Below are 23,047 nucleotides of genomic sequence, written 5' to 3' on the forward strand. Positions count from 1 at the left end.
GACTCGTTTCGAGTTCCTCCGCGATCTCCTTATTGCTGAGACCGCGTGCCGCGCGTTCCGCCACCCTCGTCTCGGCCGGGGTGAGTCCGGCCGCGAGCGCGTGCGCAGGGCGGGCCATGGTGCCGTGCCCTGGGTCGGCCGACGCGTTCAGTAATTCGGCGGCCAGTCGGCGGCCGCGTCGGAGCAACCGATCGCCCTCCGGGACCGACTCCTGCTGAAGGCGCCTGCCCAATTCGGTGAGGGCATGGGCCAACTCCAGGTGGCTGCCCTCCGTTTCGACCGTGTCGACGGCCTGGCGCAGCAACTCGACACCCGGTGAGCCATCAGTGACGACGCCGAGCAGGCGCAGCGCGCGGCTCAGGGCGGTCGGGGCTCCCCAGAGTAGGGCGTGTTCGTAATGTGTCCGTGCCACCGCGCGGGCCTCCGCGGTCCGGCCCATCCGGTGCTGGACCAGCGCGGCCCGCACCTGCCAGTGGGCGAGCGCCGGATTCACCCAGCCGGCCCGTTCCAGGACGCGCCCGCAGTCCAAGTAGTGCGCGAGCGCGACCGGCAGGTCCCCCCGGGCCTCCGCCAGCATGCCGTTGAGCACCCCGTGCAGAGCGAACAGCCGCAGGTCGGTGGGGGGTTCGGCGGGATCGAGCACCTGCCCGGCGAGTTGGCCGTCGTTCAGTTCGAGAGCGACCAAGCCCAGCAGGAGGGCGGGGTGCACCCGGTTCTTGGGTACCGCACCCTCGCGCAGCGCGAGTGCGCGGCCGCCGCACTCCCGGGCGAGACCGACTTCGCCCCGCGCGAGCCGGATGAGACCCTGCACGGCCTCGATCCGGGACATCGACGAGCGGTTGCCCTCCTGTGTGGCGTGCAGGCGCGCGGCGTCCAGCCAGGACGCGGCGATGTCCGGGCTGTCCGTGCAGAGGAGCACCGGAGGCAGCAACTCCAGCACCAGGCCGGACACGGCGGTGTGCGCGGGCTCCTCCTCCAGGACCTGCCGGGCCATGCGTGCCACGGTGCGGTGATCGGCCTGCCCGGCCATGGCGGCCGTGAACACAAGGACGGTCCGCAGTTCGCGTTCGGCCGCCGGGACGCCGTAGCGCTGTTCGCCGAGTTCGTGCAGCCGGCGCGCCGCCGACGTCATGAGGCCGGGGTCCTCCAGCCCGGCGTACCGGGCCCTGGCCTCCAGTCGCATCGCGAGGTACCTGCCCTGCCGGTCGGTCTCCCGCGGCGTGCCGAGGTCGGCAGCCGTCTCCCGGACGAGGGCGGCGACCTCGGGATCGCTGCGCACGATGTCCATCGGCGCGCTGGAGACGACCTCGGCGCGGCATCGCAGCCGGGGCATGAGCCTCGCGGCCTGCACGAAGTGGCGGCCGGCGGCCGGGGATCTCAGGTCCAGTTCGGTGACCCCGAGTTCGTACAGTAACTCGGCGCGGACAAGACTCGCGGCGGGCACGTCGACGAGGGCGCGGCTGAGATAGCGCACGGCCGTCTCGGGCGCGCCCCGGTGGCGTGCGGCCGCCGCCGCGGCGCGCAACTGGTGGATCTGCCAGGAGTCGTCGAGCCGGTCGACGTGCAGCAGCGGCTCGGCGACCTCCTCCGGTCCGGCACCACACGCGTCGAGCAGGGCGGACACCTCCCGGTGGCGACGGGAGCTCTCCTCGTCCCCCATCGCCTGGAGTACTACGTCGCAGGCCGCGCGCCTGTGGGCGGCCGCGCCCTGGCCGGCGGCAGGGGGCCACGCGTGCGTGAGGACCTCGCGGGCCTGCTCGCACTGCCGCCGGGTCAGCCCCGCGAGCCGCGCGACGAGGGCGTCGGTGGCGTGGCCGGCGAGCACGGCGGTGGCCTTGAGGAAGGCGTCCAGAACGGGCTCGCGGCGCAGCAGCGACAGCAGCCGCTCGCGGCGCAGCGACTCGCCGAGCCCGCGCAGTCGCGGCGTGTGCCAGTGGGGTGCGCCCAGCCGCCTGAGCCGGGCCCGGTCGCACAGCACCCTCAGGTCCTTGGGCCGGCCCCCGGTGAGGTCGTGACAGGTCCGGTCGAACTCGTCGGGGCAGCCGGGCCCGAGGTGGCGGGCCACCAGCTCCTCCGTGGCACGGGGCGACAGGCTACGGGCCCGGACCCGGTGGGTGGCGGCCGCGGCGATCTCGCCGACGAGCGGGCTGCGCGTGCCGAGGCCGTCCTTGCGGACCACGGCCAGTAACACGTGCAACCCGTCGAGGCGGGCGGCGAGGTGGGCGAGCGCCTCCAGAGTCGCGTCGTCGACCCAGCCCAGGTCGTCGACGGCGAGCACGACCGTCCGCTCGGCGCTCAGCCCGGCGAACAGGATGTGCAACCAGTGGAGCGTGTCGGCGCCGACGACGGCGCCGCTCTCGCCGCCCGTCCCCGAGTGGCCCGTGCCGGGTGCGATGGGCGGCGCGGCGGCCAACGGCGGGGTGAGCAGTCCGGGCTCGGCGACGAGCGGGAGCACGAGCTGGCGCAGCACGCCGAAGGGGACGGCGCGTTCGCCGGAGGTCCCGGCGGAGCGCAGGACCAGGGCACCGGTCGCCGTCGCCCGGTCGGCCAGTTGGTTCAGCAGTGCCGTGGTGCCGGCGCCGGGGCCGCCCTCGACGAGGACGAGGACCCCGGTACCCGACTGGGCGCGGGTGACCGCCTCGTCCAGGACGGCCAGCTCTTTCTCTCGTTCCAGCAGCATGGATCAGCCGTCCTCCTGCCGGGCTCTCAGGTGGGCGACGAGGGCGGCGCGCCCCTTGACGCCGAGCTTTCGGTAGACGTTCGTGAGCCGCAGCTCGACGGTGCGGGTGGCCAGGCCCAGCAGCCGGGAGATCTCACGGTTGGCCAGTCCCTCGACGACGAGGGCGGCGACGTCGCGCTCGGAGGGCGTGAGAAGGCCCTCCTCCCAGGCGGCCTCGTCCGGCTCTGTAGGAGGCCTGTCACGGCCGGGTGTCCAGGGGATCTCGACCCCGTGCCGCGCCAGCGTCTCGTGGGTGCGGGCGCGCAGCGCCGTGAAGGCGCTCACCGTTCCCCAACGCTCCGCGACAGCACGCTCCTTGGCGAGCAGTTCGTCCGCGGTGGCGGGAGCGCCGAGGAGATGGTGGGCGACGGCCGCGGTGCTGCGCCACGGGATGAGCATGGGGTTGCGCCAGCGCTTCGCGCGGAGCACGCGGCCGCATTCCTCGAGCAACAGCAGGCCCCGGGCGGCGTCCCGGTCGATGAGGGCGAGTTCGGCGCGGGCGTACAGCAGGCAGGCCGTGGTGACGCTGTGGCCCTCGGGCCGGATCCGGGCGCGCTCGGAGGCGAGCCGGGCCTCGTCCACGCGGCCGCAGCGGACGAGGGCGAGGATCTCGGCTGCGGCGAGCCGGGGTGCGAGGAGGCTGTGCCACGAGGCGGGTGGGAGGGCCCGCGCGGCGGCGTTCAGATGGCACAGCGCCTCCTCGCCACGGCCGAGGAGCACGTCCGCTTCGGCGCGGCTGAGCAGGGCCTGGGCGGCAGCCGCGCGGGCGTTGTCGCTGCGGGCGTCCGCGACGACGGAGTCCAGACGGTCGAGGGCGGTGGGTACGTCGTCCGCGCACAGCAGGGCCCGGGCCGCGGCTATGCGGCACATGAACGGCATGGAGGCGGACTCGTCCAGCGCCCTGCGGGCCAGTTCGAGAGCCTGGGCCCGCTCGTCGCCGCGGGTCGCGAGGGTCCAGGCGAGTACGGCGGACTGGGCCGGGTCTCCTGGGCGGTCGGAGCGCGGGGGCGGTGGGGCGACGAGAGGCAGGCCGCCCTTCTCCTTGTGGGCAAGGCGGCCGAGGGCGCGCAGCGGACGCAGCTCGTCGTCGGGGATCTTGGTGAGGGCCCGGTAGTGCAGGTCGGCGATCACCCAGCGGGCGGTCTCGGCGTCGCCGCGACTGAGCAGCAGATCGGCCGCGTTGAGCACGTGCGGCCAGGTCTCGCGGCTCAGGTGGCGCAGCATCACCTGGCGGAGCCGGCCGTCCGAGGCCTGCGGTGCGGTGACGGCCTCGGCGGCGGCCAGGCGGATCAGGCGCCGGGCCCGCTCGGTCTCGGTCACCGGCTCGGTCAGCGAGTGCCGCAGGGTCGCGGTGGTGAGGTCGACCGCGTGCCGCGCGTGCGCGGCGGCGGCGAAGGGTGACGCGGTCCAGGGGCGCACGAGCGAGGTGACCTCGCCGAGCATCTCGTCGGCGGTGCCGACGCGGGAGCCTTCCTGGCCGTGCAGCGAGGCGGCGCGACGGCGCAGGCGGTTTCGTTCGGGCCCGGTCATGCCCGCGAGGACGTCGTCGGCGAACCAGGGGTGGCGCAGCCGGGGCGTGTCGGTGTCGGCGAGCAGCCCGCAGGCCCGCAGCGCGTCTACGGCGTCGGCGAAGGCGGTGGCGTCGAGGCCGGCCAGGGCCGCGAGCCGGGCCGGCTCCAACTGATGCCCGCCGACGGCTGTGGCGCGCAGGAGGGCGACGACGCCCTTGGGCAGTCCCTGCACGGTGGTGAGGGCGCGGCTTGACCACGTGGTGCGGGCGGTGGCGATGAGCTGCGGAACGGCTTCGGTGTCCACTGGGCGGCCGAGGGCGTTGATCCGCTCGGCGACGGCGTGCAGGACGGCGGGGTACCGGCCGGCGACGGCGGCTGCCGTGAGCACGGACCGCTGTACCGGGTGGCCGACGCAAGACTCGACCAGGCCTTGTGCCTCGACGGTGGTGAGCGGGTCGAGGCGCAGGGAGTGCACCGGGAAGGGAGCCGCGGGCCGTGCTCCAGCCGCGTCGAGGACCTGCCGGACGGGCACGGGGGAGGTGACGAGGGCGAGGACGGCGCCCTGGCGGGTGCGGTGGATGAGGTCGACGAGCCGGCGCAGGGAATGGGGGTCGGCGAGGTGCAGGTCGTCGACGGCCAGCAGCACCGGCCGTCCCGCCGACAGCGTCAGGAGCATGTCACCCATGCGGGCGACGGTGTCCGTGGGCCGGCTGCTGGTGGGGCCGAGGCCGGAGGCGAGGGCACTGATCCCGGACGGACGGCACAGCGTGCCCACCAGCTGCGTGATGGCGCCGTAGGGGACCTGGGACTCGCGCGGTGAGCAGCGGGCGACACCGACGGCGAGGCCGGAGGCACGAGCCCGGTCGACGGCCCGTTCGAGCACGGCACTGCGGCCGGAGCCGACGGGGCCGGCGACGATGGCGATGTCCGAGACACCGTCCTGCAGCCGGTGCACGAGTGCGTCGAGCGTTTCGAGTACGGCCTGCCGGCCGACGAGTTGAGCGGGGGCGAAAGCGGGGGTGGTGGTCATGGGCGACCCTGGGGTGGGGGCGGCCCGCACACCGTGGGGGACGGTGGGGGTTCGGTCGGCGAGCGGCGGACGGTTTCGCATGCGCACCTTTCGTCTGTTGACAGTCGGTGACCTGCTCTCCCTTCGTATCGGAGATTAGCGAGCCTCCAGCCGCAATTACACCTTTACCCAGGGATCTCTGAGCTTTTTTTGAGGTTACTGAGGATCAACACGCGTTGATAAGTCGGCGGCACCGGCGGAGGCGCCATCGTGGAAACTCGCGGCGGACCCTTCAGGCGCTCCCGCCCGCCAACCGGCCTGATCAGACCGTGCACTTGGTCCTGTGCCGGCCGCTGTCGGGCCATCTGCGAGAAACTGACCGGTAACGCGGGTGAACATTTGATTCCCGCGCCGGGGCCATCGTTGGCCTTCATCCGTACCCAGTACCTCAAAAACGAATCCAACCAGTCCAGATACAGATTTTCTGGCAGACTTTCAGTTGACTGGGATGGCAATTTCCCGGACGGGTACTTGAATGGCCGCGTAGTCGGACAAACTCGGCTGGAGCGGGGCAAGGGGATCGCCTTCCAACGGGCCAGTCCTTGAGAGCCCTGCGGGTCGGCGCCCCGGGCAAGGAGGGCGGGGAAAGCCACAAGGCGGACCGAAATCAGACTAGAGGTCGGCGGCACTCCGGTGTCGAAGTGCGCGTTCACCGCGGCGAGGTGGCGGCCGAAGAGCGCTGCTGTGGTCGGGATGCCGAAGTTCGGGCTGGTGATCACCTTCTGCAGCGTGCCGTGGCTCAGGTCCCTGTTGAGGCTGGTGTGGGCGACGATCAGGGTGTTCCCGTCGGGGGTGGCCTGGATCCCGTTGAGATTGAAGTCGCCGCTCGTCCCGCCGGTCGGGCCGGTGACGTCCAGCGTGCGGACCTTGCCCGGCGTGCCGTGTCTGTTGGTGGGCACGAACTAGAGCTTCGCACCGAGTTGCGGGGTGGCGCCGGGCAGTGTGATGACCGTTTCCTGCCCGGCCAGGTGCCGGCTGCCGGGGTGCTGGCAGTAACGGCGCTGGTGGCGCCACCCGTGGCAGCGGCAGTGGCCGCCGGGCCCCGCCGATGAGCAGCCCCGCCGCAAACAGCGGCACAGCCGTGCGCCGTAGGATTTTGGCGGACGAACGATTTCCAATGGTCTTGGGCATCGTAAGTATTCCCCTTGTATGCGATTTATGTCCGGCCCGTGCTGTGTCGGCCGGCGAAGGGGGCGTTCGTGCGTGCGCGACGGTGATGCGGCTGACGGATGCCTATGAAGCAGGAAAGTATCTGACAGACATTGGTTACTTCAAAGATACTTATGTGTTTTTGGGAAATCTGAGTGTCAGCGAGTGGCTCCGACGCTTTGCTCCCGACCCGGTATTTCCTCCTTAGATGTTCCGGTTGAGTGGCTTGTCGTAGTTCCGGTGGGTCATCACATAGTCCAATTTGGCTGTGTCTACGCGGCGGCTTCGCGTCATCTCGTCATGCGGACTCGGTTGCGCTGGCTGCCCAGACCAATGATCGACAGCGTGATCTCGTCTCCGGCACGCAGGTAGCGGGTCGCCGGCCTCGAGCATGACGAACTGGCTGAGATACCAGACCAGGTAGTGCGGGTCGAAGACCATGTCCGCGGTGGAGCCTTGTTGCATGCGTTCGCCGTTCACGCTGAGCGTCAGGCGCAGGTCCGTCACGTCGCCCACTTCGTCGGGGGTGACCAGGACGGGGCCGGCCGGGTTGAAGGTCGGGTACGACTTCCCCTTGAGCCACTGACCGCCGCGCTCCAGTTGCCAGTCGCGCTCGGAGACGTCGTTGACGGCCACGTAGCCGGCGATTGCTCTCGGCGGCCTCCTTCGGGTCGGCGAGACGGTGTGCGCGCTTGCCGATGACGACACCGAGTTCGGCTTCCCAGTCACCGCGGTGTGCGTCGGCGGGGAAGACGATGTCGTCCGCCGGGCCGCTGAGGCTGTTGGGTGTCTTGCTGAAGACGATCGGTTCCGCGGGCAGGTCCATGCCTGTATCGGCGGCGTGGTCGTGTTAGTTGAGCCCTATGGCGTAGATGGCCTGGGGACGGGCGATGGGCGGCCCCAGACGCTGCCCACGCAAGTCGATCGGTGGCAGCGTCCCCGCCGCGACAGCTTCGGCGGCCTTGGCGATCCCGTTGCCGGCGAGGAAGGCCCCGTCGATGTCCGTCGCCATCGGCCGGAGGTCGTAGCCCTGGCCGGGCGACTCGGGCGTCAGCACCACGGGGATCTCGGACCCGGCAGTACCTGCTCTGGCGAAGCGCATGGAACATTCCTCTGTTGTGATCGTGAAGGGAATGAGGGTGGATGGGTGGTGCGCCCCCGCCGCGCATCACCTGCCCGCGGTCAGTCGAAGCTGGCGGCCTGCCGCTGGAGTTCCTCGAGCACGGTGGCGTCATGGCCGTAGACCATGGTGGCGTCGTAGCGCTGCTGGAGCAGTTTCATCCAGCGGTAGCTGCGCCACCAGGAGTGCGAGTCGCGGCCGAGCCAGCCCTGCGGGAGGCCTTGTTCGAAGAGGTCCCGTACGTGGAACAGGTCGCTGGTGAGCATGAAGGTGCCGGAGTTGTGCAGGTCCACCTGCATGGTCATGAGCCCGGGCGTGTGGCCGGGCATGTGGCGGAGGGTGAGGCCTTCGAAGATTTCGATCTCTTCGCGGGAGATGGCCTGCCAGTTCAGTTGCCAGTTGAGGTCGCCCGGGACGTACGCGCCGATGTCTTCCTTGGTGGCCACGGCGTAGTAGTGCTCGCGGATTTCCTGTTCGTGGGCGTAGATGGGGATGTTCTTGTTCCGGAAGTGTTCCAGGCCGCCGGCGTGGTCCAGGTGCAGGTGGCCCATGACCACGGCCTTGATGTCGTCGATGCCGTAGCCCGCTGCTTCGAGCGCCTTGTCGAGGTGGTGACGCTCCTCGTACACGTTGCGGGGGAAGGCCTCCCACGCCGGGGCGGGCCACTCCTCGCGGGCGTTCTGTGCGCAGCCCGTCTCGAACAGGATCGGCCCGGCCTTGGGGTGTTCGATCACGGTCGCGATCACCGCGATGTGGCGGACCTGTGACGGAGCCTGGGGCTGGGAGAACGTCGCCGCGCCGCAGCCGCGGATGAAGAATCCGTCGTCGACGTCCATCCGTCCCAGGTCCAGCAGGGACATCTTTGTACCCTTCATGGCCTTCTTCCCCTTCACTTGGTTCTAGTCGTTCTCGTTGTTCTGGTTGTTCTGGTTGTTCCAGCCGGACAGGAAGTCGAGCAGTTCGGCGTTGACGATGTCGGGCCGTTCCTCCTGGCAGAGGTGTCCGCACTGCGGGATGGCCCGGCCGCGGACGGTGTGTGCCATCTGCTGCCACACCTTCAGTACGTCGAATGCCTTGCCGACCAGGTCGAAGTCCGCGCCCCACAGGGCCAGGACCGGGCAGTCGATCAGTTCGTCGGCGTCTTCCCGGTCCTGGGCGTTGTCCTCGGCTCCGGCCCGGTAGTCCATGCACGAACCGCGGACGGCACCCGGCTGCTGGTAGGCGCGGACGTACACGGCGATCTCCTCGGGTGTGAGCATCTGCGGGTCGTAGGACCAGTCGCGGTAGAAGTGCGTCAGCCAGGTCTCCTCGCGGCCCGTGATCAGGGCCTCGGGCAGGTCGGGCACGGCGAGGAAGGTGAAGAACCAGTAGCCCAGCCGGGCGAGCGCGATGTCGTAGGCGTCGGCCACCACCCGCGTGGGGATGTTGTCCATGACGACGAGCCGGTCGATGCGGTCACGGTGGTCCTTCGCGAAGCGGGTGCCGACCCGGGCGCCACGGTCGTGCCCGACGAGCGCGATCTTGTCGTGCCCGAGGTGGTCCATCAGGGCGATGACGTCGCCCGCCATGGTCCGCTTGTCGTAGCCGGAGGCGGGCTTGTCCGTGTCGCCGTAGCCGCGCAGGTCCGGCGCGATCACCGTGAAGCGTTCCGCGAGGACGGGAATCTGCTTGCGCCAGGCGAACCAGGTTTCCGGAAATCCGTGCAGGAGGTACACCGGCGGGCCGGAACCCGCGCTCACCCAGTGCTGTCTGATCCCGCCCAACCGTGCGGTGTGGTGGGTGATGCCGGCCGGTTCGATCATTGAGACTCCTTCGGCGCAACGACCGGGTAATCGGGTGCCTCGCCCGCGAGCACGCGCACGATCTGGGTGGCCGCCTTGTGCTGGGACTCGCGCAGCGCTTCCTCGGAGTAGTAGGCGATGTGCGAGCTCACGTGCAGGTTCGGGACGTATGAGATCGACGCGAGGTCGACGGGTTCGGCCGGAAAGACATCGAGCGCGGCACCGCCGAGCCGCCCCTCGCGCAAGGCATCACTCACCGCGGCCAGGTCCACGAGGCCACCGCGGGAGGCGTTGACCAGCAGGGCGCCGGGTTTCATCGTCAGCAGCGTCTCGGCGTCGATCAAGCCGGCCGTGTCGGGGGTCAGCGGCGTATGCAAAAGTACGGCGTCGCTGGCCGCCAGCAACTGCGGCTGCCCCACCAGGCGGACCCGGTCGGGCACCGATCGCGCGTAGGGATCACTGACCAGCAGGGTCGGCCCCAGGGGTGCGAGTGTCTGCGCGACGAGACGCCCGATCCGGCCGAAGCCGACCAGCCCGATGGTCAGCTGCGAAACCCGGCGCAGCGGCCGCACCCCGGCCACACCCCACCCGCCCGCGCGGACATGCCGGTCCGCCTCGGGCAGCTTGCGCAGCAGTGACAGCAACATCGCCACGGTATGCGTCGCGACCTCTTCCACGCAGTAGTCCGGCACGTTGGTGACCGTGATGCCCCGCCTGTGCGCGGCTGCCACGTCGACGTTGTCCACACCGATGCCGTACCGGGCGATGACCTTGGCCCGCGTCATCGTGCCGATCCGTTCGGCGGACAGGTCGAGAAAGGCCGTCAGTACGCCGTCGGCCTCGCGCAGCAGCTCCACGGCCTGCTCCGGCGATTCGGCGACCACCAGCTCGTGGCCGGCCTCGGCGAGGACCTTCTGCTCGACGGCGGAGTCGGGGAAGACAGTGTCCGCGAGTACGATGAGCATATAGAGACTCTAGTTTATAAACTCTAAGGTCTCAAGATTTGCCGACGCAGAAGACAGAGAAGGAGGCGGAGGTCCCTCGATGGCGCCGCACAGCAACAACGTCGCTTTGTCCTCCGGCATCAACCGCGAGCTGGTCGACCGCGTCCGTGCCCTGATCCTGACCAGGGAGATCCCCTCCGGCAGCCGTCTCCTGCCCAAGGACCTCCAGGAACGCTTCGGCGTCTCGGTGGTCCCCGTGCGAGAAGCACTGCGCACACTGGAGGCCGAGGGGCTGATCGTCACCGTGCCACGCAAAGGCACCATGGTGACCCAGCTGACCCTGTCCGAGCTGGAGAACACGTACGCGATGCGCCGGCTCATCGAACCGCCCCTGATGGTCCAGGCAACGGCGGACCGCACACCGGACGACATCGAATCGGCCACCAGCCTGCACGACGAGCTGCGCGCACTGGGCGGCGACGATGTCGAGCGGTGGCTGGAGGTGCACCGCCGATTCCACGAGAGCATGCTCGCGCCCGCCCTCAACCCGGTGTCGAGGCGGGTCCTCGGCCAGCTCTGGCTGACGTCCGAGCGCTACGTCCGGCTGGGGGTGACCGCGTTTCACGTGGACGAACCCGCGCAGCACGACCACCGCGCACTACTCGACGCCTTCACCGCCGGCGACCCCGAGTCGATCAGCACCGAGACCGTGCACCATCTCGACCTGGTCGAGGCGTTGATCAAGGCACATGTCGGCGATCAGTTGAAGTAGCAGCCGTGGCGAGGGTGTGCCGCGGAGATCAGGGAACGGGTCCTCGTCGGTCCGTGACCTCAACGCCCTGGGCTCTGCCCGAGGTCACCCAACCGGAGGCCCGCCCGAACCCGGCGACTCAGAAGCTAGGACGCGGTCGTGTCGGCGGCACGGGTGTCGTGGGCCTTTCGGAAGGACAGGACCGCGTCCACGTGCTTGTCGGCCCAGGCGTTGATCGGCTCCATGACGGGCCCAAGGGAGTGGCCGAGTGGGGTCAGTTCGTACTCCACGCGCGGCGGGACCTCGGCGAAGACCTTCCGGGTGAGCAGGCCGTCGCGTTCCATCCCGCGCAGTTCGCTGAACCTCCGGGGCCCGTCGCCCAGCTGCAGCACGATCAGCACCGACCACTTGTCGCCGATGCGGTCGAGCTGGGACAGCAGCCATGAAGTAACGCGGGCGATCCTCGCCGAGCCGGATTCGGCTTTCGGGGTGCGCGCGCTCACCAACTTCTGGGCGCACGGCTCGGCGGCGAAGGAAATCGAGGAGATCAAAGTCCTGGTACGGGCCGCCAAGGCCACAGGACTGCGGCACGTGGTGTGGTCGACGCTGGAGGACACCCGCGAGCTGCTGCCGCTGGAGGACGAGCGGATGCCGGTTCTCCAGGACAAGTCAACGGTGGGGGCGTGGTCCTCCGCGTGGCGCTGCCAAGGCATGCTCATCGGGCCACCTCGGCGGTGCAGCGGGCTCCACCACGGGTTCGGGAGCGCACGCCATCGAAGCGGACGGCGGACGACGGAATTCTGAGGGCCGCCGGCCGCCGGCCCTCAGAGGCGCCCTCACTTACCCGAGGGCGCGCCCGCCGGCTCCGTGGCCGTGGCGGGTGCCGCGGCGGTCGCGACGGGGGTCCGCCGGCCGGGGATGAACGCGGCGATGGCGAAGGCGAGGAGCGCGGCGCCCCCGCCGATGGCCATGACGGTCTTGAAGCCGCTCTCCGACGGCAGGGCGTAACCGCCGAGGCTGATGGTCATCTGCGAGAGAATGACACCGGCGATGGCGCTGGCCACCGACGTACCGATGGACCGCATCAGGGTGTTGAGGCTGTTCGCGGCGGCCGTCTCGCTCGCCGGCACGGCGCCCATGATCAGGGCGGGCATCGACCCGTACGTGAAGCCGATTCCGGCGCCGATCACACACGAGACCAGCACCAGATGCCAGATCTGCGACATCAGCACGATGTTCAGGCCGTAGCCGCAGGCCACGATCACCGCGCCGATCATCAGCGTCACCTTCGGTCCCTTGGCCTTGGAGACGGCCGCGGAGACCGGGGCGGTCGCCATCATCACCAGGCCGGAGGGCGCCATCACCAGACCGGCCGTCAGCAGCGACGCGCCCAGGCCGTAGCCCGTCCGCTCGGGCAGCTGGATCAGCTGGGGCAGGACCAGGGACATCGCGAACATGGAGAAGCCGACCGCCACCGAGGCGAGGTTGGTGACCAGCACCTGCCGGCGGGCGGTCGTGCGCAGGTCCACCAGCGGCTGCGGCGTGCGCAGTTCGAAGACACCCCAGGCCAACAGGACCAGCACGGCGGCGGCGAGCAGACCGAGGGTGGTGCCGCTGGTCCAGCCCCAGTCGGCGCCCTTGGAGATCGCCAGCAGCAGACAGACCAGCCCGGTCGCCATGCCCAGCGCGCCGACCACGTCGAAACGGCCGCCGGTGCGCACCCGCGACTCCGGCACGACGGCCACGACGAGCACGAAGGCGACCGCGCCCATGGCGGCAGAGGCCCAGAACAGCACGTGCCAGTCGAAGTTGTCGGCGATGAGGGCGGCCGTGGGCAGCCCGAGGGCGCCGCCGACGCCGAGGGAGGCGCTCATCAGCGCGGTGGAACCGGCCAGCCGCTCGGCGGGCAGTTCGTCGCGCATGATGCTGATGCCCAGCGGTATGACACCGGAGGCCAGGCCCTGGAGTGCCCGGCCGACGATCATCGGCACCAGGGTGTCACTGAGCGCGCACACCACCGAGCCGGTCACCAGCATCACGATGCTGATCAGGAGCATGCGGCGCTTGCCGAACATGTCGCCGAGGCGGCCCACCACCGGGGTGGCCACCGCGGCCGCCAGCAGTGTCGCGGTCACCGCCCACGCCGTGTCGGAGGCCGGGGCGTCCAGGAGCTTCGGCAGCTCGGGAACGATCGGGATGACCAGGGTCTGCATCAGCGAGACGACGATTCCGCCGAAGGCCAGGACCGCCACCACGGCGTTCGGTCTCGGTGGAGCGGCGCCCCCGGCGTCGGCAGGTCGGGCAAGGGCGTCGGACATGCGAGGCCTCCATAGGCATGGTGACGGAGAGGGAAGGTGAGGAGATCGGCCGAATTTAATTCAGCTGCTTGACTTAGCTTAATCCCTCGGCTTGCCTGGTCGTGCCGTTGCGTAGGCTTCCGTCACTGGAACCCGCCGCTTCGGCGGTTGACCTGCGACGGCTCGAGGGGCTGGCCGTCGTGGGGTTGTCCCGAAGTCCCGGGTGTGGTGGTGATCATGGCGGGCAGGGCGGTACGGGCGGAACAGGTCAGTGCGACGCGCGAGTTGATCCTGACCGCGGCGGAGCGGCTGTTCGCCGAGCGCGGCGTGTACGCGGTGTCCAACCGTCAGGTCAGCGAGGCCGCGGGGCAGGGCAACAACGCCGCGGTCGGCTACCACTTCGGCACCAAGGCCGACCTGGTGCGCGCGATCATCGGCAAGCACGCGGCGCGGATCGAGGAGATCCGCGTCCGGCTGCTGATCGCGGTCGGCGACTCCACGGACGTGCGCGACTGGGTGGACTGCCTGGTGCGTCCGGTTCCCGAACACCTCGCCGCGCTGGGCAGCCCCACCTGGTACGCGCGGTTCTGCGCCCAGGTGATGACCGATCCGGCGCTGCGGCAGATCATGGTGGAGGAGTCCCTCTCCTCGCCCTCCATGCGGCAGATCATCGACGGGCTCAGCCGGTGTCTGCCCGATCTGCCCGCCGAGGTCCGCGCCGAGCGCGGCGACATGGCCCGCCACCTGATCCTGCACATGTCCGCCGAGCGGGAGCGCGCCCTCGCCGAGAACGCCCCCACCCCCCGTGCCAACTGGCACGACGCCGCCACCGGACTGGTGGACGCGATCGCCGGGATGTGGCTGGCGCCGGTCACTTCGCACAGAGGAAAATGAAATTACTTGAGTCAGGCAACCAGGGCGGTAGGGTGAGGCGCATGTACGGCAGCACCCGTGAGAAACCGGCACTCGCCCGTGGGGCCGGCCAGCACCTCCTGGTCGTCGCCGGTGAGCCGGACGTCGCCGAACTGCTCTCCACCACACTGGAACTGGCGGGCTACCGGATCAGCGTGGTCGGCACCGGGACCGAGGCGCTGGCGCGGCTCTCTCAGGCCCGATACGACCTGCTGGTCGTCGACGCGACGCTGCCGGACCTGGTGCGCCTCGGCCGGGAGCGGCCGGTGGTCGCCCATCGCCCGCCGGTGCTTCTGCTGACCGCCTACGACTCCCTCGACCAGCTCGTGCCCGAACTCGGCCTGGGGGAGCGGGACTACGTCACCAAGCCCTTCCGCGTCGCCGAGGTCCTGGCCCGGGTCCAGGTCCTGCTGCGCGGACCGAGCCCCGGCCGGCCGCGAGCGGGTGTGCTGAGCTACCGCGACCTGGTCCTGGACGACACCCTGTGCGAGGCGCGCCGCGGGACACGGCACCTCGACCTCACGCCCGCCGAGTACCGACTGCTGCGCCATCTCCTGGTCAACGCGCACCAGGTGCTGTCCAAGGAGCAGATCAGCCGGTACGTCTGGGGCGACTTCCGCGGCGGCAACGCCATCGAGCAGCTCGTCTCGCGGCTGCGGCGCAAGGTGGACCGGGACGCGCCCGTACTGGTGCACACCCGTCGGGGCTTCGGCTACTGGCTGGGCCACGCCGACGTCGAACCCTGACGCGCCGGGAGCAAACGCGAGATGCCGCCGGGGGATGTGCCGACGGCTGGTGTCGCCGTGGACATCGAGGGCAGTCATTCGCTTACAACTCCCTTATCCGTCAGGTCATTTACCGACCCGGGCACGCAATGTGATCCGGGTCACGTCAGCTTTCTGTCAGGAAACTGACGGGAAGGCGTCAGCCCGCTCTGTTTGCATGAGTTCATCACGGCGTCGATGACTTCACCCCGGCGTTCCGCCCTCCGGGCGGAGCCCCCCACACCGAGGAGAACCATGGCTGACACTCTGACCGGTACCGCGCCCGAAAGCGCGGGTCCGGTCCCCGAGTTCCCGATGGCCAGGGCGACGGGCTGCCCCTTCGATCCGCCCCCCGCGCTCCAGGCCCAGCAGGACGAGGGCCGGCTCGTCAAGGTCCGTCTCTGGGACGGCAGTACGCCGTGGCTGGTGACCCGCTACGAGGACCAGCGTGCCCTGCTTCTCGATCCCCGGGTCAGCGCCGACATCACCAGCCCCGGATATCCGCTCCAGGCCCCCAGCAACGGCAAGAACAACATCAGCTTCATCCTCATGGACGACCCGGAGCACGCCCGTCTGCGCCGCATGGTGACGGCGCCGTTCGCGGTGAAACGGGTCGAGGCGCTCAGGCCCGGCGTGCAGAAGATCGTGGACGACCTGATCGACGACATGCTCGCCGTCGGCGGTCCCGTCGACCTGGTGCAGGCCTTCGCCCTCCCGGTGCCCTCGCTGGTGATCTGCCGGCTGCTCGGAGTGCCGTACGAGGACCACGACTTCTTCCAGGAGAACAGCAAGATCCTCATCACCCGGGAAGCGGCCATCGAGGACCGGATGGCCGCCCACGGGAAGCTGCTCGGCTACCTCGACGAGCTGATGGGCGAGAAGGTGGCCCATCCCGGAGACGACCTGCTCTCCGGGCTCGTGGAGCGGGTCGAGTCGGGTGAGCTGTCCCGGCAGGACGTCGCCCAGATCGGCGTACTGCTGCTCCTGGCCGGCCACGAGACCACCGCCAACATGATCGCCCTCGGCACGCTCGCGCTCCTCGAACACCCGGAACAATTCGCGTTGTTGCGCGACACCGACGACCCCAAGCTCGTCGCCTCGGCCGTGGAGGAGCTGCTGCGCTACCTGAGCATCGTGCACGGCGGCCGGCGCCGGGCGGTCCTGGCGGACATCGAGATCGCCGGACAGGTGATCCGGGCCGGCGAGGGCGTCATCATGCCGAACGACATCGCCAACCGGGACCCGAAGGCCTTCCCCGACCCGGACCGGCTCGACCTCACCCGCGACGCCCGCCGCCACGTCGCCTTCGGCTTCGGCGTGCACCAGTGCCTGGGCCAGCCGCTGGCCCGCATGGAGCTCCAGGTCGTCTACAGCACCCTCTACCGCCGCATCCCCACCCTGCGGCCGGCCGCCGAGGTGGACAGCCTGCCGTTCAAGCACGACGGGTCGGTCTACGGCGTCTACGAACTGCCCGTCACCTGGTGAACCCCCCACAGAAACCGAGCAAGGAGAAGACCATGCGTGTGGAACTGGACGAGCCGAAGTGCGTCGCCTCGGGGCAGTGCGTGATGGCCGCGCCCGACGTTTTCGACCAGCGCGAGGAAGACGGCATCGCCTTCCTGCTGGAGGAGGAACCCCCGGCGGACTCCCTCGACGACGTGCGCGAGGCCGTGGCGATCTGTCCGGCCGCCGCCATCCGGCTGGTGGATCAGTGAGGCACATCGTCGTCGTCGGTGCCTCGGCCGCCGGGCTCGCGGCGGCCGAGACGCTGCGCCGCGAGGGCTACGACGGCACGCTCACCCTCGTCGGCGCCGAGGCGCAGGCCCCGTACGACCGGCCGCCGCTGTCCAAGCAGTTGCTGGCCGCGGAGTGGGACGCCGACCGGTTGGCGCTGCGCACCTCCGGCGACCTGGCCGCGCTCGGCCTCGACCTGCGGCTGGGCGTGGCGGCGACCGGACTCGAACTGGCCGACCGCACCGTCGAGTTGTCGGACGGCTGCGAAGTGCCGTACGACGGGCTGATCGTGGCCACCGGGGTCCGGCCGCGCCGGCTGCCCGGCGAGGGCGCGCATGTGCTGCGCACCCTCGACGACGCCCTGACGCTGCGGGAGCGGCTCACGCCGGGACAGCGGCTGGCCGTGGTGGGCGCCGGTTTCCTCGGGGCGGAGGCCGCCGCCGTGGCCTGGCGCCTCGGGGCGCGCGTGACGCTCCTCGAACCCGCCCCCGTTCCCCTGGCCCACGCCGTCGGCGCGGAGGTCGGACAGGTGCTCGCCCAGGCCCATGTGGACCGGGGCGTGGACCTGCGCTGCGGGGTCACCGTGACCGAGGTGACCGAGGACGGCGTCCGGCTCGCGGACGGCGAGGTGGTCGAAGCCGACGAGGTGCTGGTCGCGATCGGCTCGCTGCCGAACACCGAATGGCTCGACGGCAGCGGCCTGTCCGTGGGCGACGGCGTCGTGTGCGACGAGTTCTGCGAGGCCGCGCGGAACGTGTACGCGGCCGGTGACATCGCCCGCTGGTACAACCCGCTGTTCGGCACGGCGATGCGGATCGAACACCGCACCAACGCGGCCGAGCAGGGCATGGCCGCCGCCCGCAACCTGCTCAACCCCCAGGCGCGCAAGCCGTTCGCGCCGGTGCCCTACTTCTGGTCCGACCAGTACGACATGAAGATCCAGGCGTACGGCTTCCTGCGGGGCCACGACGAGGTCACCGTGGTGGACGGCGACCTCGCGGAGCGCCGGTTCGTCGCCGCGTACCGCACCGGCGAGCGGTTGAGCGGTGCCCTCGCCGTCGGGATGCCGCCCAAGGCCATCCGGCCGTGGCGGCAGGCGATCGCGGCGGGCGCGGCCTGGAGCGAGGCCGTGCGCACCGGGGCCCCGGCGACCGGGGTCTGAACCGAGGAGGTTGTCCATGGTGGGCCGGTCGATCGACACACGCCGTGATGTGGTCGTCGTCACCGGGGCGGGGGCATCGGAACGGCGGTCGCGAGCCGGCTCGGCAGCGGCCGTATGCTCTTCCCGGCTGATGCCTCACGCGGTCAACTCGGCCGGACCGTCGCCGCGTTGTGTGCCGAGGGATACGACGCGCGGGGCATGGTGATCGACGTGAGCGAGCGCGCGTCGGTGCAAAGCTCGCCGGGACCGCCGCGGGCGAAGGGCGGTTGGCGGCCGTCGTGCACACGGCGGGCGTCTGCGCCGCCATCGCCTCGGCGCGGACGAACTTCGAGGTGAACATGGTCGGCACGGCCCATGTGCTCGACTGTTTCGCTCCGTGGCCTCGCGGGGCGCATCCCTGGTATGCGCGCCCGCGGTAAATTACTTGAGTTACGCAACAAGATGGTAAACTGTTTCGTATGTCCACACAACCGCTGCCCGACGTTCCCGCGTCCCCGGAAGTCATCGAGATCGAACGGGCACTCACCCGCATCACCTACCTGAGCACCCGCGCCCGGCAGCACGACCGGCTGATGGCCCTGGCCGAAGTGCCGCTGGACCGTGCCGCCGTGGCGTTGCTGCGTCAGGTCGCCGACTCCGAGCCGTTGCGCCCGGGAGAGCTCGCCGCCCGGCTGGGCGTGGAGGCCTCGCACGTCACCCGCACGGTGCAGCAGCTCCAGAAATCCGGGTACGTCACGCGCGTCCCCGACCCCCACGACCGCCGCGCCCAGCGCATCCAGCTCACCGACACCGGCAAGCAGGCCATCGCCCGGATCCGGGACGCCGGCGCCCGTGGAATGCAGCTGGCCCTGGCGGAGTGGGAGCCGGAGGAACTGCGCCAGCTCGCGGGCCTCTTCCACCGCATGGTCGACGACTTCCTGTCCCACGCCGTCGACGACGAGGCCGAGCAGCAGCCCGCGGCACCGGCCAGTACCACCTGACCCTCACGGTCACCTCACCTCACCTCGCCGTCGCACGGCGGCGAGGTTCCCGGCGAGCCGGTGCCGCCTCCCCGTGCGGGTCGGACTCCCGCAGACCGCACAGCAGGAGCCGGCCCAGGACGGGCAGGGCCACGAGCGGCACCAGAGCGGTCCGCAGCGACGTGGCGTCGGCCAGGCCCAGAGGGCCGGCGTGGCGAGACCGCCGACGCTCACCGTCAGGCCCAAGGTCACACCGCTCGCCGTGCCCATGTGCCGGGGCAGGAAGTCCTGCCCGAGCGTGATGTGCGGCGAGAAGGGGACCTACAGACCGGCCGAGGTGAGCGCGACGAACAGATACACCGGCGGGCCGGGGACCAGCACCACTCCGGTGACGGCGAGCACGGTCAACGCGTACGACCACCGCACCCCCGGCGTAGAGCACGCGCAGCGCCACCGCTGCGGCTGGTCCTCCGCTAGCGCGTTCATCGACGTCTTCCACCGTGCCTTCGGGTACACGCGGACGGGGATACAGTCGGCCCGTGGACCTGCACCAGATCGAGTACTTCCTCGCGGTCGTCGACCACACGGGCATCAACGCGGCGGCCACCGCGCTCAATCTCGCTCAACCGACCATCTCGCAGGCCATCCAGGGACTCGAGCGCGAGCTCGGCGTCCCGTTGTTCCATCGCATCGGTCGCGGCATGGTGCTCACCTCCGCAGGCCACAGTCTGGTGGGGCCCGCGCGCCGCATCCTTCGTGATGTGGTCGCCGCGGAAGGCTCACTCGTCGACGCGACCGGAAGATCCCGAGGGCGGCTGGACGTGTACGCCATGCCCGCACTGTCGGCGGATCCGGTGGCCCGCCTGGTCGGCGCCTTCCGCAAGGAGTTCCCGGAAGTCCTCATCCGGATCGGAGACCTGCGCGACGAGGCGGTGGCGGCCTCCCTGATCAGGGAGGGACACTGCGAGATCGCGGTGTGTCATCTGCCGATGACGGATCGGGCCGGCCTGGACGTCTGCGAGCTCGGGATGCAGGAGTACTGGCTGGTCCTGCCGCCCGGCGCACAGGTGCCCGCGGACGACCCGTTGCCGCTGTCCGCACTGCCCGACATCCCGCAGGTGATCGTGCCCCGAGGCAGCTCGGCGGCCGGCGAGATCGAACACGCGGTCGCGGCGGCGGGGCGTACTCTCAGCCCGTCCGTCGTGGTGGAACACCGCGAGGCCCGGCTGCCCTTCGTCCTCGCCGGGGTAGGTGCCACGTTCCTCGAGCGGTCGATGGCCGAGGCGGCCGTGGCCCGGGGGGCCATCGCGCGGTCCGTCGAGCCGAGGATCAGTCGGGCGTACGGACTGGTCTACGACTCTGCCGCGCTGTCTCCGGCGGGCCGGGCGTTCGTGGAACTGGCCCGGGCGAGTGTGAGCGCTCCCGGCGCATGACCTCGGCGGCGTTCAAGAACGCCGTGGCGGCGGGGGAGAGCGGCCCGGGGCGGAACACGAGACCCATCGGACGCCGGATCTGGGGCACCATCGAGCGCACCACCACGTTGCGCAGCTCGCTCTCCGCGACCTGCCGGGGAAGGAACGTGGCGCCTCCTCCGTGCATGACCAGCTCCCAGATCGCCTGCCGGTGCGCGCATTCGACGGCCACGCGGCCGATGGCCGGGTCCACCGCCTCGTCGATCGCGGCTCGGCTGCCCGATCCCGAGGACTCGAGCACCAGAGGAATCTCCTTGAGCGCTTCGAGCGGAACGGGGTCGGGAAGCCCGGCGGCCAGGTCCGGCGGCAGGACGAGGGCGATCTCCTGGTCCCAGAGTTCGCGGGTCCGCAAGGTATCGCTCTTCACCGGGAAGTCCGTCAGCCCCAGTTCGGCCTTCCCCTGCCGGACCTGGCTCACGACACCGGATGAGCTGCCGGGATCGAGAACGGTGAGCAGGACGCCCGGGTGCAACCGGTGCAGCCTGCTGGTCAGTTCCGGCAGCGGATCGGCGGACAGCGTCGACCGGACCGCGATCTCGAGGCGTCCGGTGACCAAGTCCCGGACAGCGTGCACCTTGTTCCGCGCCCGCTCGACATCGGCCAGGATCTGCCGCGCCGGCCCGGAGAACGACCGTCCATCGGCCGTCAAGGTCAGCCGGCGGCCGGACCGGTCGAACAACTGGACGCCGAGCTGGCGCTCCAGGCTGCGGATCGCCTGAGACAGCGACGGCTGCGCGATGTAGAGCGCCTGCGCGGCCTTGGTGACGCTGCCGTGGTCGACGACCGCGACGAAGTAGGCGACGAGCCGCAGATCCATGCTGGAACGATACGTCACCTCCCTCCGCCCCCTGCCGGATCAGACGGCTCGGACCTGCGCTCATAGGTCTCGGCGATAGATCCGTACACGCACTGGTCTTTGTGCGCCCCCGCCCGCGAGTGGTGCAGTCAGGTGTACCGGTACACGGCCGCCAGGGGGCCGGAAGGAGCCGTGCTGTGAACTCGTACTGGCCGAAGTCAATGCCGACTTCGCTCGACTACCCCGAGCTGACGTTGGGAGAACTGTGCACCGCCGCAGCGGAGCTGTACGGCGACCGGGTGGCCGTCGTCGACGGCGAGGAGCGGCTCACCTTCGCCCAACTGCACGAGCGGGCCGCCGCGTTCGCCCATGGCGTGCGCGACGCCGGCGTCCGGGACGGTGACGTCGTCCTCCTGCACCTGTCCAACAGCGCGTGGTTCCCGGTCGCCTACTACGGCGCGCTGCTCGCCGGGGCGACCGTGTCGCCGGCCAACCCCTTGCAGCCGGCGCCGGCTCTGCGCACCCAACTCCTCGACACCGGCGCGGCCCTCGCCGTCAGCCATCCCGCCCACGTCGACACGCTGCTGGTGGCCGGTGCGGGATCGGCCCTGCGGACGGTCGTGGTCGTCCCGCCGAGTGCCTGTGCGCCGTCCGCCGAGCATCCTTTGGCCGACGACGGTGTGGTCACCCTCGCGGACTTCACCGCGGGCCGGGCCGTCGTCCCGCCGAAGTGCACCGCCGCCGCGGGCGGCGTGGCCCACATCGCCTACACGGGTGGCACCACCGGAGTCTCGAAGGGCGTCCGCGTCCTGCACCGCAACGTGGTCGCCAACGTCACGCAGATGACCGCCTGGCGCGCCGCCCACCTGGTCACCACCGCCGAGGACGGCGATCTCCGGCTGCGCCCGATCGCCGGTCTGCACGACGCGGCATTGCGGCCCGGAAACGCGGTCACGGTGGTCGTGTCACCGCTGTTCCACGCGCATGCGCTCATCAACATGACCTTCCTGCTGCTGTGCGGGACCACCCTCGTGCTCACCGGACGCTTCTCGCCCGAGCGCCTGCTCGAAGCCATCGAGCGCCACCGCGCCACGTACGTCACCGGCAGCCCGGCCATGTGGCACGCACTGCTGGACAGCTCCGAGCTGAGCGACCGTGACCTGTCCTCGGTCCGGGGGATCTCCTCGGGAGCGGCCCCGATCGACCCGGCCACCCTCCAAGCCCTCGAAACGGCCTTCCCGGCCGCGGTGGTCAGCGAAGGATACGGACTCACCGAGGGGACGTGCCTGGTCACCGCCGGACCGCTGCTGCCCAGCGCCCGGCGCGAACCCGGCAGCGTCGGCCTGCCGGTCGTCGACACCACGGTGGAGGCCCGGCCCGTCATCGGCGGCCGGGCCGCGCTCGGACCGAACGAGGTCGGTGAGCTGTGGGTGCGAGGCCCGCAGGTCACGGCGGGTTACCTGAACCAACCGGAAGCCACCGCCGAGCAGTTCGTCGACGGCTGGCTGCGCACGGGAGACCTCGGCTACGTCGACGAGGGCGGCTTCGTCTTCATCTCCGGCCGCGCGAAGGAGATGCTGATCTACAAGGGCTACAACGTGTATCCGCGCGAACTCGAGGACGTCCTGCACAGCCACCCGGACGTGGGGGCGGCGGCCGTCGTCGGCCGGTCCGTCGCCCGCGTCGGGCAGGAGCCGGTCGCCTTCGTCGTGCCGCGGCCCGGCGCGGCCGTCGACCCCGACGACGTCATGGCGTACGTCGCCGAACGGGTCCTTCCGTACAAGAAGGTCCGTGCCGTCCACGTCGTCGGCACGCTGCCCACCACGGCTGCCGGAAAGATCCTCAAGGCCGAACTGCGCGCACGGATCGAACAGGACGGCCGGCCGGCCGCAGACCTTTCGTGAGAA

General features: G+C 70.6%; 19 protein-coding genes and 2 pseudogenes. 10 read left to right on the forward strand and 11 right to left on the reverse strand.

Annotation, left to right across the window (positions count from 1 at the left end; genetic code table 11):
* The 7 genes and pseudogenes from AB0I77_RS50180 to AB0I77_RS50210 all read right to left on the reverse strand — a co-directional run.
* On the reverse strand, nucleotides 1-2,680 hold a 2,680-nt coding region (locus tag AB0I77_RS50180; RefSeq protein ID WP_363289701.1), incomplete at its 3' end, for an AAA family ATPase.
* Between the two features lie 3 nt (nucleotides 2,681-2,683).
* Nucleotides 2,684-5,260 carry an AAA family ATPase gene (locus AB0I77_RS50185; RefSeq protein WP_363289702.1) on the reverse strand — a complete coding sequence of 859 codons (2,577 nt, stop codon included), beginning with the start codon at nucleotides 5,258-5,260 and terminating at the stop codon, nucleotides 2,684-2,686.
* A 164-nt stretch (nucleotides 5,261-5,424) separates the two neighbouring features.
* A complete protein-coding gene (locus tag AB0I77_RS50190; RefSeq protein WP_363289704.1) occupies nucleotides 5,425-6,198 on the reverse strand; it encodes a hypothetical protein in 774 nt (257 codons plus the stop codon).
* 540 nt (nucleotides 6,199-6,738) lie between these two features.
* A pseudogene (locus AB0I77_RS50195) lies at nucleotides 6,739-7,550 on the reverse strand (fumarylacetoacetate hydrolase family protein).
* An 80-nt stretch (nucleotides 7,551-7,630) separates the two neighbouring features.
* Entirely contained in the window at nucleotides 7,631-8,443 is an 813-nt protein-coding gene (locus AB0I77_RS50200) for an N-acyl homoserine lactonase family protein (RefSeq protein WP_363289705.1), read from the reverse strand.
* A 24-nt stretch (nucleotides 8,444-8,467) separates the two neighbouring features.
* Nucleotides 8,468-9,370: an alpha/beta hydrolase gene (locus AB0I77_RS50205; RefSeq protein WP_363289706.1), complete on the reverse strand. Its 903-nt coding sequence runs from the start codon at nucleotides 9,368-9,370 to the stop codon at nucleotides 8,468-8,470.
* Entirely contained in the window at nucleotides 9,367-10,314 is a 948-nt protein-coding gene (locus AB0I77_RS50210; RefSeq protein ID WP_363289707.1) for a C-terminal binding protein, read from the reverse strand. Before AB0I77_RS50210 ends, AB0I77_RS50205 begins: the two co-directional genes overlap by 4 nt.
* 79 nt (nucleotides 10,315-10,393) lie before the next feature.
* Between AB0I77_RS50210 and AB0I77_RS50215 the strand changes: the two genes are divergently transcribed.
* Nucleotides 10,394-11,065 carry a GntR family transcriptional regulator gene (locus AB0I77_RS50215; protein WP_363289709.1) on the forward strand — a complete coding sequence of 224 codons (672 nt, stop codon included), beginning with the start codon at nucleotides 10,394-10,396 and terminating at the stop codon, nucleotides 11,063-11,065.
* Nucleotides 11,066-11,190: 125 nt separating this feature from the next.
* Here AB0I77_RS50215 and AB0I77_RS50220 read toward each other — a convergent pair whose 3' ends face one another.
* A complete protein-coding gene (locus AB0I77_RS50220; RefSeq protein WP_363289710.1) occupies nucleotides 11,191-11,547 on the reverse strand; it encodes a helix-turn-helix domain-containing protein in 357 nt (118 codons plus the stop codon).
* On the opposite strand from AB0I77_RS50220, the gene AB0I77_RS50225 reads away from it, so the two are divergent.
* Complete coding sequence (locus AB0I77_RS50225; RefSeq protein WP_363289711.1) at nucleotides 11,534-11,848, forward strand: NmrA family NAD(P)-binding protein; 315 nt, start codon at nucleotides 11,534-11,536, stop codon at nucleotides 11,846-11,848. The genes AB0I77_RS50220 and AB0I77_RS50225 overlap by 14 nt on opposite strands.
* A 32-nt stretch (nucleotides 11,849-11,880) precedes the next feature.
* Here AB0I77_RS50225 and AB0I77_RS50230 read toward each other — a convergent pair whose 3' ends face one another.
* Nucleotides 11,881-13,362, reverse strand: coding sequence for an MFS transporter (locus AB0I77_RS50230; protein ID WP_363289712.1), 1,482 nt, complete (start codon nucleotides 13,360-13,362; stop codon nucleotides 11,881-11,883).
* A 216-nt stretch (nucleotides 13,363-13,578) separates the two neighbouring features.
* Between AB0I77_RS50230 and AB0I77_RS50235 the strand changes: the two genes are divergently transcribed.
* From AB0I77_RS50235 to AB0I77_RS50260, 6 genes are all read left to right on the forward strand, one after another.
* The gene (locus AB0I77_RS50235) at nucleotides 13,579-14,235 is read left to right on the forward strand and encodes a TetR/AcrR family transcriptional regulator (RefSeq protein ID WP_363289713.1); all 657 of its coding nucleotides are present in this window, start codon (nucleotides 13,579-13,581) and stop codon (nucleotides 14,233-14,235) included.
* A 41-nt stretch (nucleotides 14,236-14,276) separates the two neighbouring features.
* Entirely contained in the window at nucleotides 14,277-14,999 is a 723-nt protein-coding gene (locus AB0I77_RS50240) for a response regulator transcription factor (RefSeq protein ID WP_363289714.1), read from the forward strand.
* A 273-nt stretch (nucleotides 15,000-15,272) separates the two neighbouring features.
* Complete coding sequence (locus tag AB0I77_RS50245) at nucleotides 15,273-16,502, forward strand: cytochrome P450 (protein WP_363289715.1); 1,230 nt, start codon at nucleotides 15,273-15,275, stop codon at nucleotides 16,500-16,502.
* 32 nt (nucleotides 16,503-16,534) lie between these two features.
* On the forward strand, nucleotides 16,535-16,732 hold the full coding sequence (locus tag AB0I77_RS50250) for a ferredoxin (RefSeq protein WP_363289716.1): 198 nt from the start codon (nucleotides 16,535-16,537) through the stop codon (nucleotides 16,730-16,732).
* Nucleotides 16,729-17,913, forward strand: a complete 1,185-nt coding sequence (locus AB0I77_RS50255; RefSeq protein ID WP_363289717.1) for an FAD-dependent oxidoreductase — start codon at nucleotides 16,729-16,731, stop codon at nucleotides 17,911-17,913. Before AB0I77_RS50250 ends, AB0I77_RS50255 begins: the two co-directional genes overlap by 4 nt.
* 458 nt (nucleotides 17,914-18,371) lie before the next feature.
* Complete coding sequence (locus tag AB0I77_RS50260; RefSeq protein ID WP_363289718.1) at nucleotides 18,372-18,893, forward strand: MarR family transcriptional regulator; 522 nt, start codon at nucleotides 18,372-18,374, stop codon at nucleotides 18,891-18,893.
* Nucleotides 18,894-18,912: 19 nt separating this feature from the next.
* On the opposite strand, the pseudogene AB0I77_RS50265 reads toward AB0I77_RS50260, so the two are convergent.
* A pseudogene (locus AB0I77_RS50265) lies at nucleotides 18,913-19,295 on the reverse strand (MFS transporter); the annotation flags it as partial.
* Nucleotides 19,296-19,411: 116 nt separating this feature from the next.
* Here AB0I77_RS50265 and AB0I77_RS50270 point away from each other — a divergent pair.
* Nucleotides 19,412-20,305, forward strand: coding sequence for a LysR family transcriptional regulator (locus AB0I77_RS50270; RefSeq protein WP_363289719.1), 894 nt, complete (start codon nucleotides 19,412-19,414; stop codon nucleotides 20,303-20,305).
* Here the strand turns inward: AB0I77_RS50270 and AB0I77_RS50275 are convergent.
* Nucleotides 20,202-21,161: a LysR substrate-binding domain-containing protein gene (locus AB0I77_RS50275; RefSeq protein ID WP_363289720.1), complete on the reverse strand. Its 960-nt coding sequence runs from the start codon at nucleotides 21,159-21,161 to the stop codon at nucleotides 20,202-20,204. The genes AB0I77_RS50270 and AB0I77_RS50275 overlap by 104 nt on opposite strands.
* Nucleotides 21,162-21,337: 176 nt before the next feature.
* Between AB0I77_RS50275 and AB0I77_RS50280 the strand changes: the two genes are divergently transcribed.
* A complete protein-coding gene (locus AB0I77_RS50280; protein WP_363289721.1) occupies nucleotides 21,338-23,044 on the forward strand; it encodes an AMP-binding protein in 1,707 nt (568 codons plus the stop codon).
* Nucleotides 23,045-23,047 lie beyond the last annotated feature (3 nt).

The sequence above is a fragment of the Streptomyces sp. NPDC050619 genome (assembly GCF_040654815.1).
Classification (GTDB): domain Bacteria; phylum Actinomycetota; class Actinomycetes; order Streptomycetales; family Streptomycetaceae; genus Streptomyces.

Bases quoted from the DNA above. Each gene is read 5' to 3' on its own strand.
- AB0I77_RS50185 (WP_363289702.1), bottom strand. From the start codon at position 5,260: ATGACCACCACCCCCGCTTTCGCCCCCGCTCAACTCGTCGGCCGGCAG.
- AB0I77_RS50200 (WP_363289705.1), bottom strand. From the start codon at position 8,443: ATGAAGGGTACAAAGATGTCCCTGCTGGACCTGGGACGGATGGACGTC.
- AB0I77_RS50205 (WP_363289706.1), bottom strand. From the start codon at position 9,370: ATGATCGAACCGGCCGGCATCACCCACCACACCGCACGGTTGGGCGGG.
- AB0I77_RS50210 (WP_363289707.1), bottom strand. From the start codon at position 10,314: ATGCTCATCGTACTCGCGGACACTGTCTTCCCCGACTCCGCCGTCGAG.
- AB0I77_RS50215 (WP_363289709.1), top strand. From the start codon at position 10,394: ATGGCGCCGCACAGCAACAACGTCGCTTTGTCCTCCGGCATCAACCGC.
- AB0I77_RS50230 (WP_363289712.1), bottom strand. From the start codon at position 13,362: ATGTCCGACGCCCTTGCCCGACCTGCCGACGCCGGGGGCGCCGCTCCA.
- AB0I77_RS50235 (WP_363289713.1), top strand. From the start codon at position 13,579: ATGGCGGGCAGGGCGGTACGGGCGGAACAGGTCAGTGCGACGCGCGAG.
- AB0I77_RS50240 (WP_363289714.1), top strand. From the start codon at position 14,277: ATGTACGGCAGCACCCGTGAGAAACCGGCACTCGCCCGTGGGGCCGGC.
- AB0I77_RS50245 (WP_363289715.1), top strand. From the start codon at position 15,273: ATGGCTGACACTCTGACCGGTACCGCGCCCGAAAGCGCGGGTCCGGTC.
- AB0I77_RS50250 (WP_363289716.1), top strand. From the start codon at position 16,535: ATGCGTGTGGAACTGGACGAGCCGAAGTGCGTCGCCTCGGGGCAGTGC.
- AB0I77_RS50260 (WP_363289718.1), top strand. From the start codon at position 18,372: ATGTCCACACAACCGCTGCCCGACGTTCCCGCGTCCCCGGAAGTCATC.
- AB0I77_RS50275 (WP_363289720.1), bottom strand. From the start codon at position 21,161: ATGGATCTGCGGCTCGTCGCCTACTTCGTCGCGGTCGTCGACCACGGC.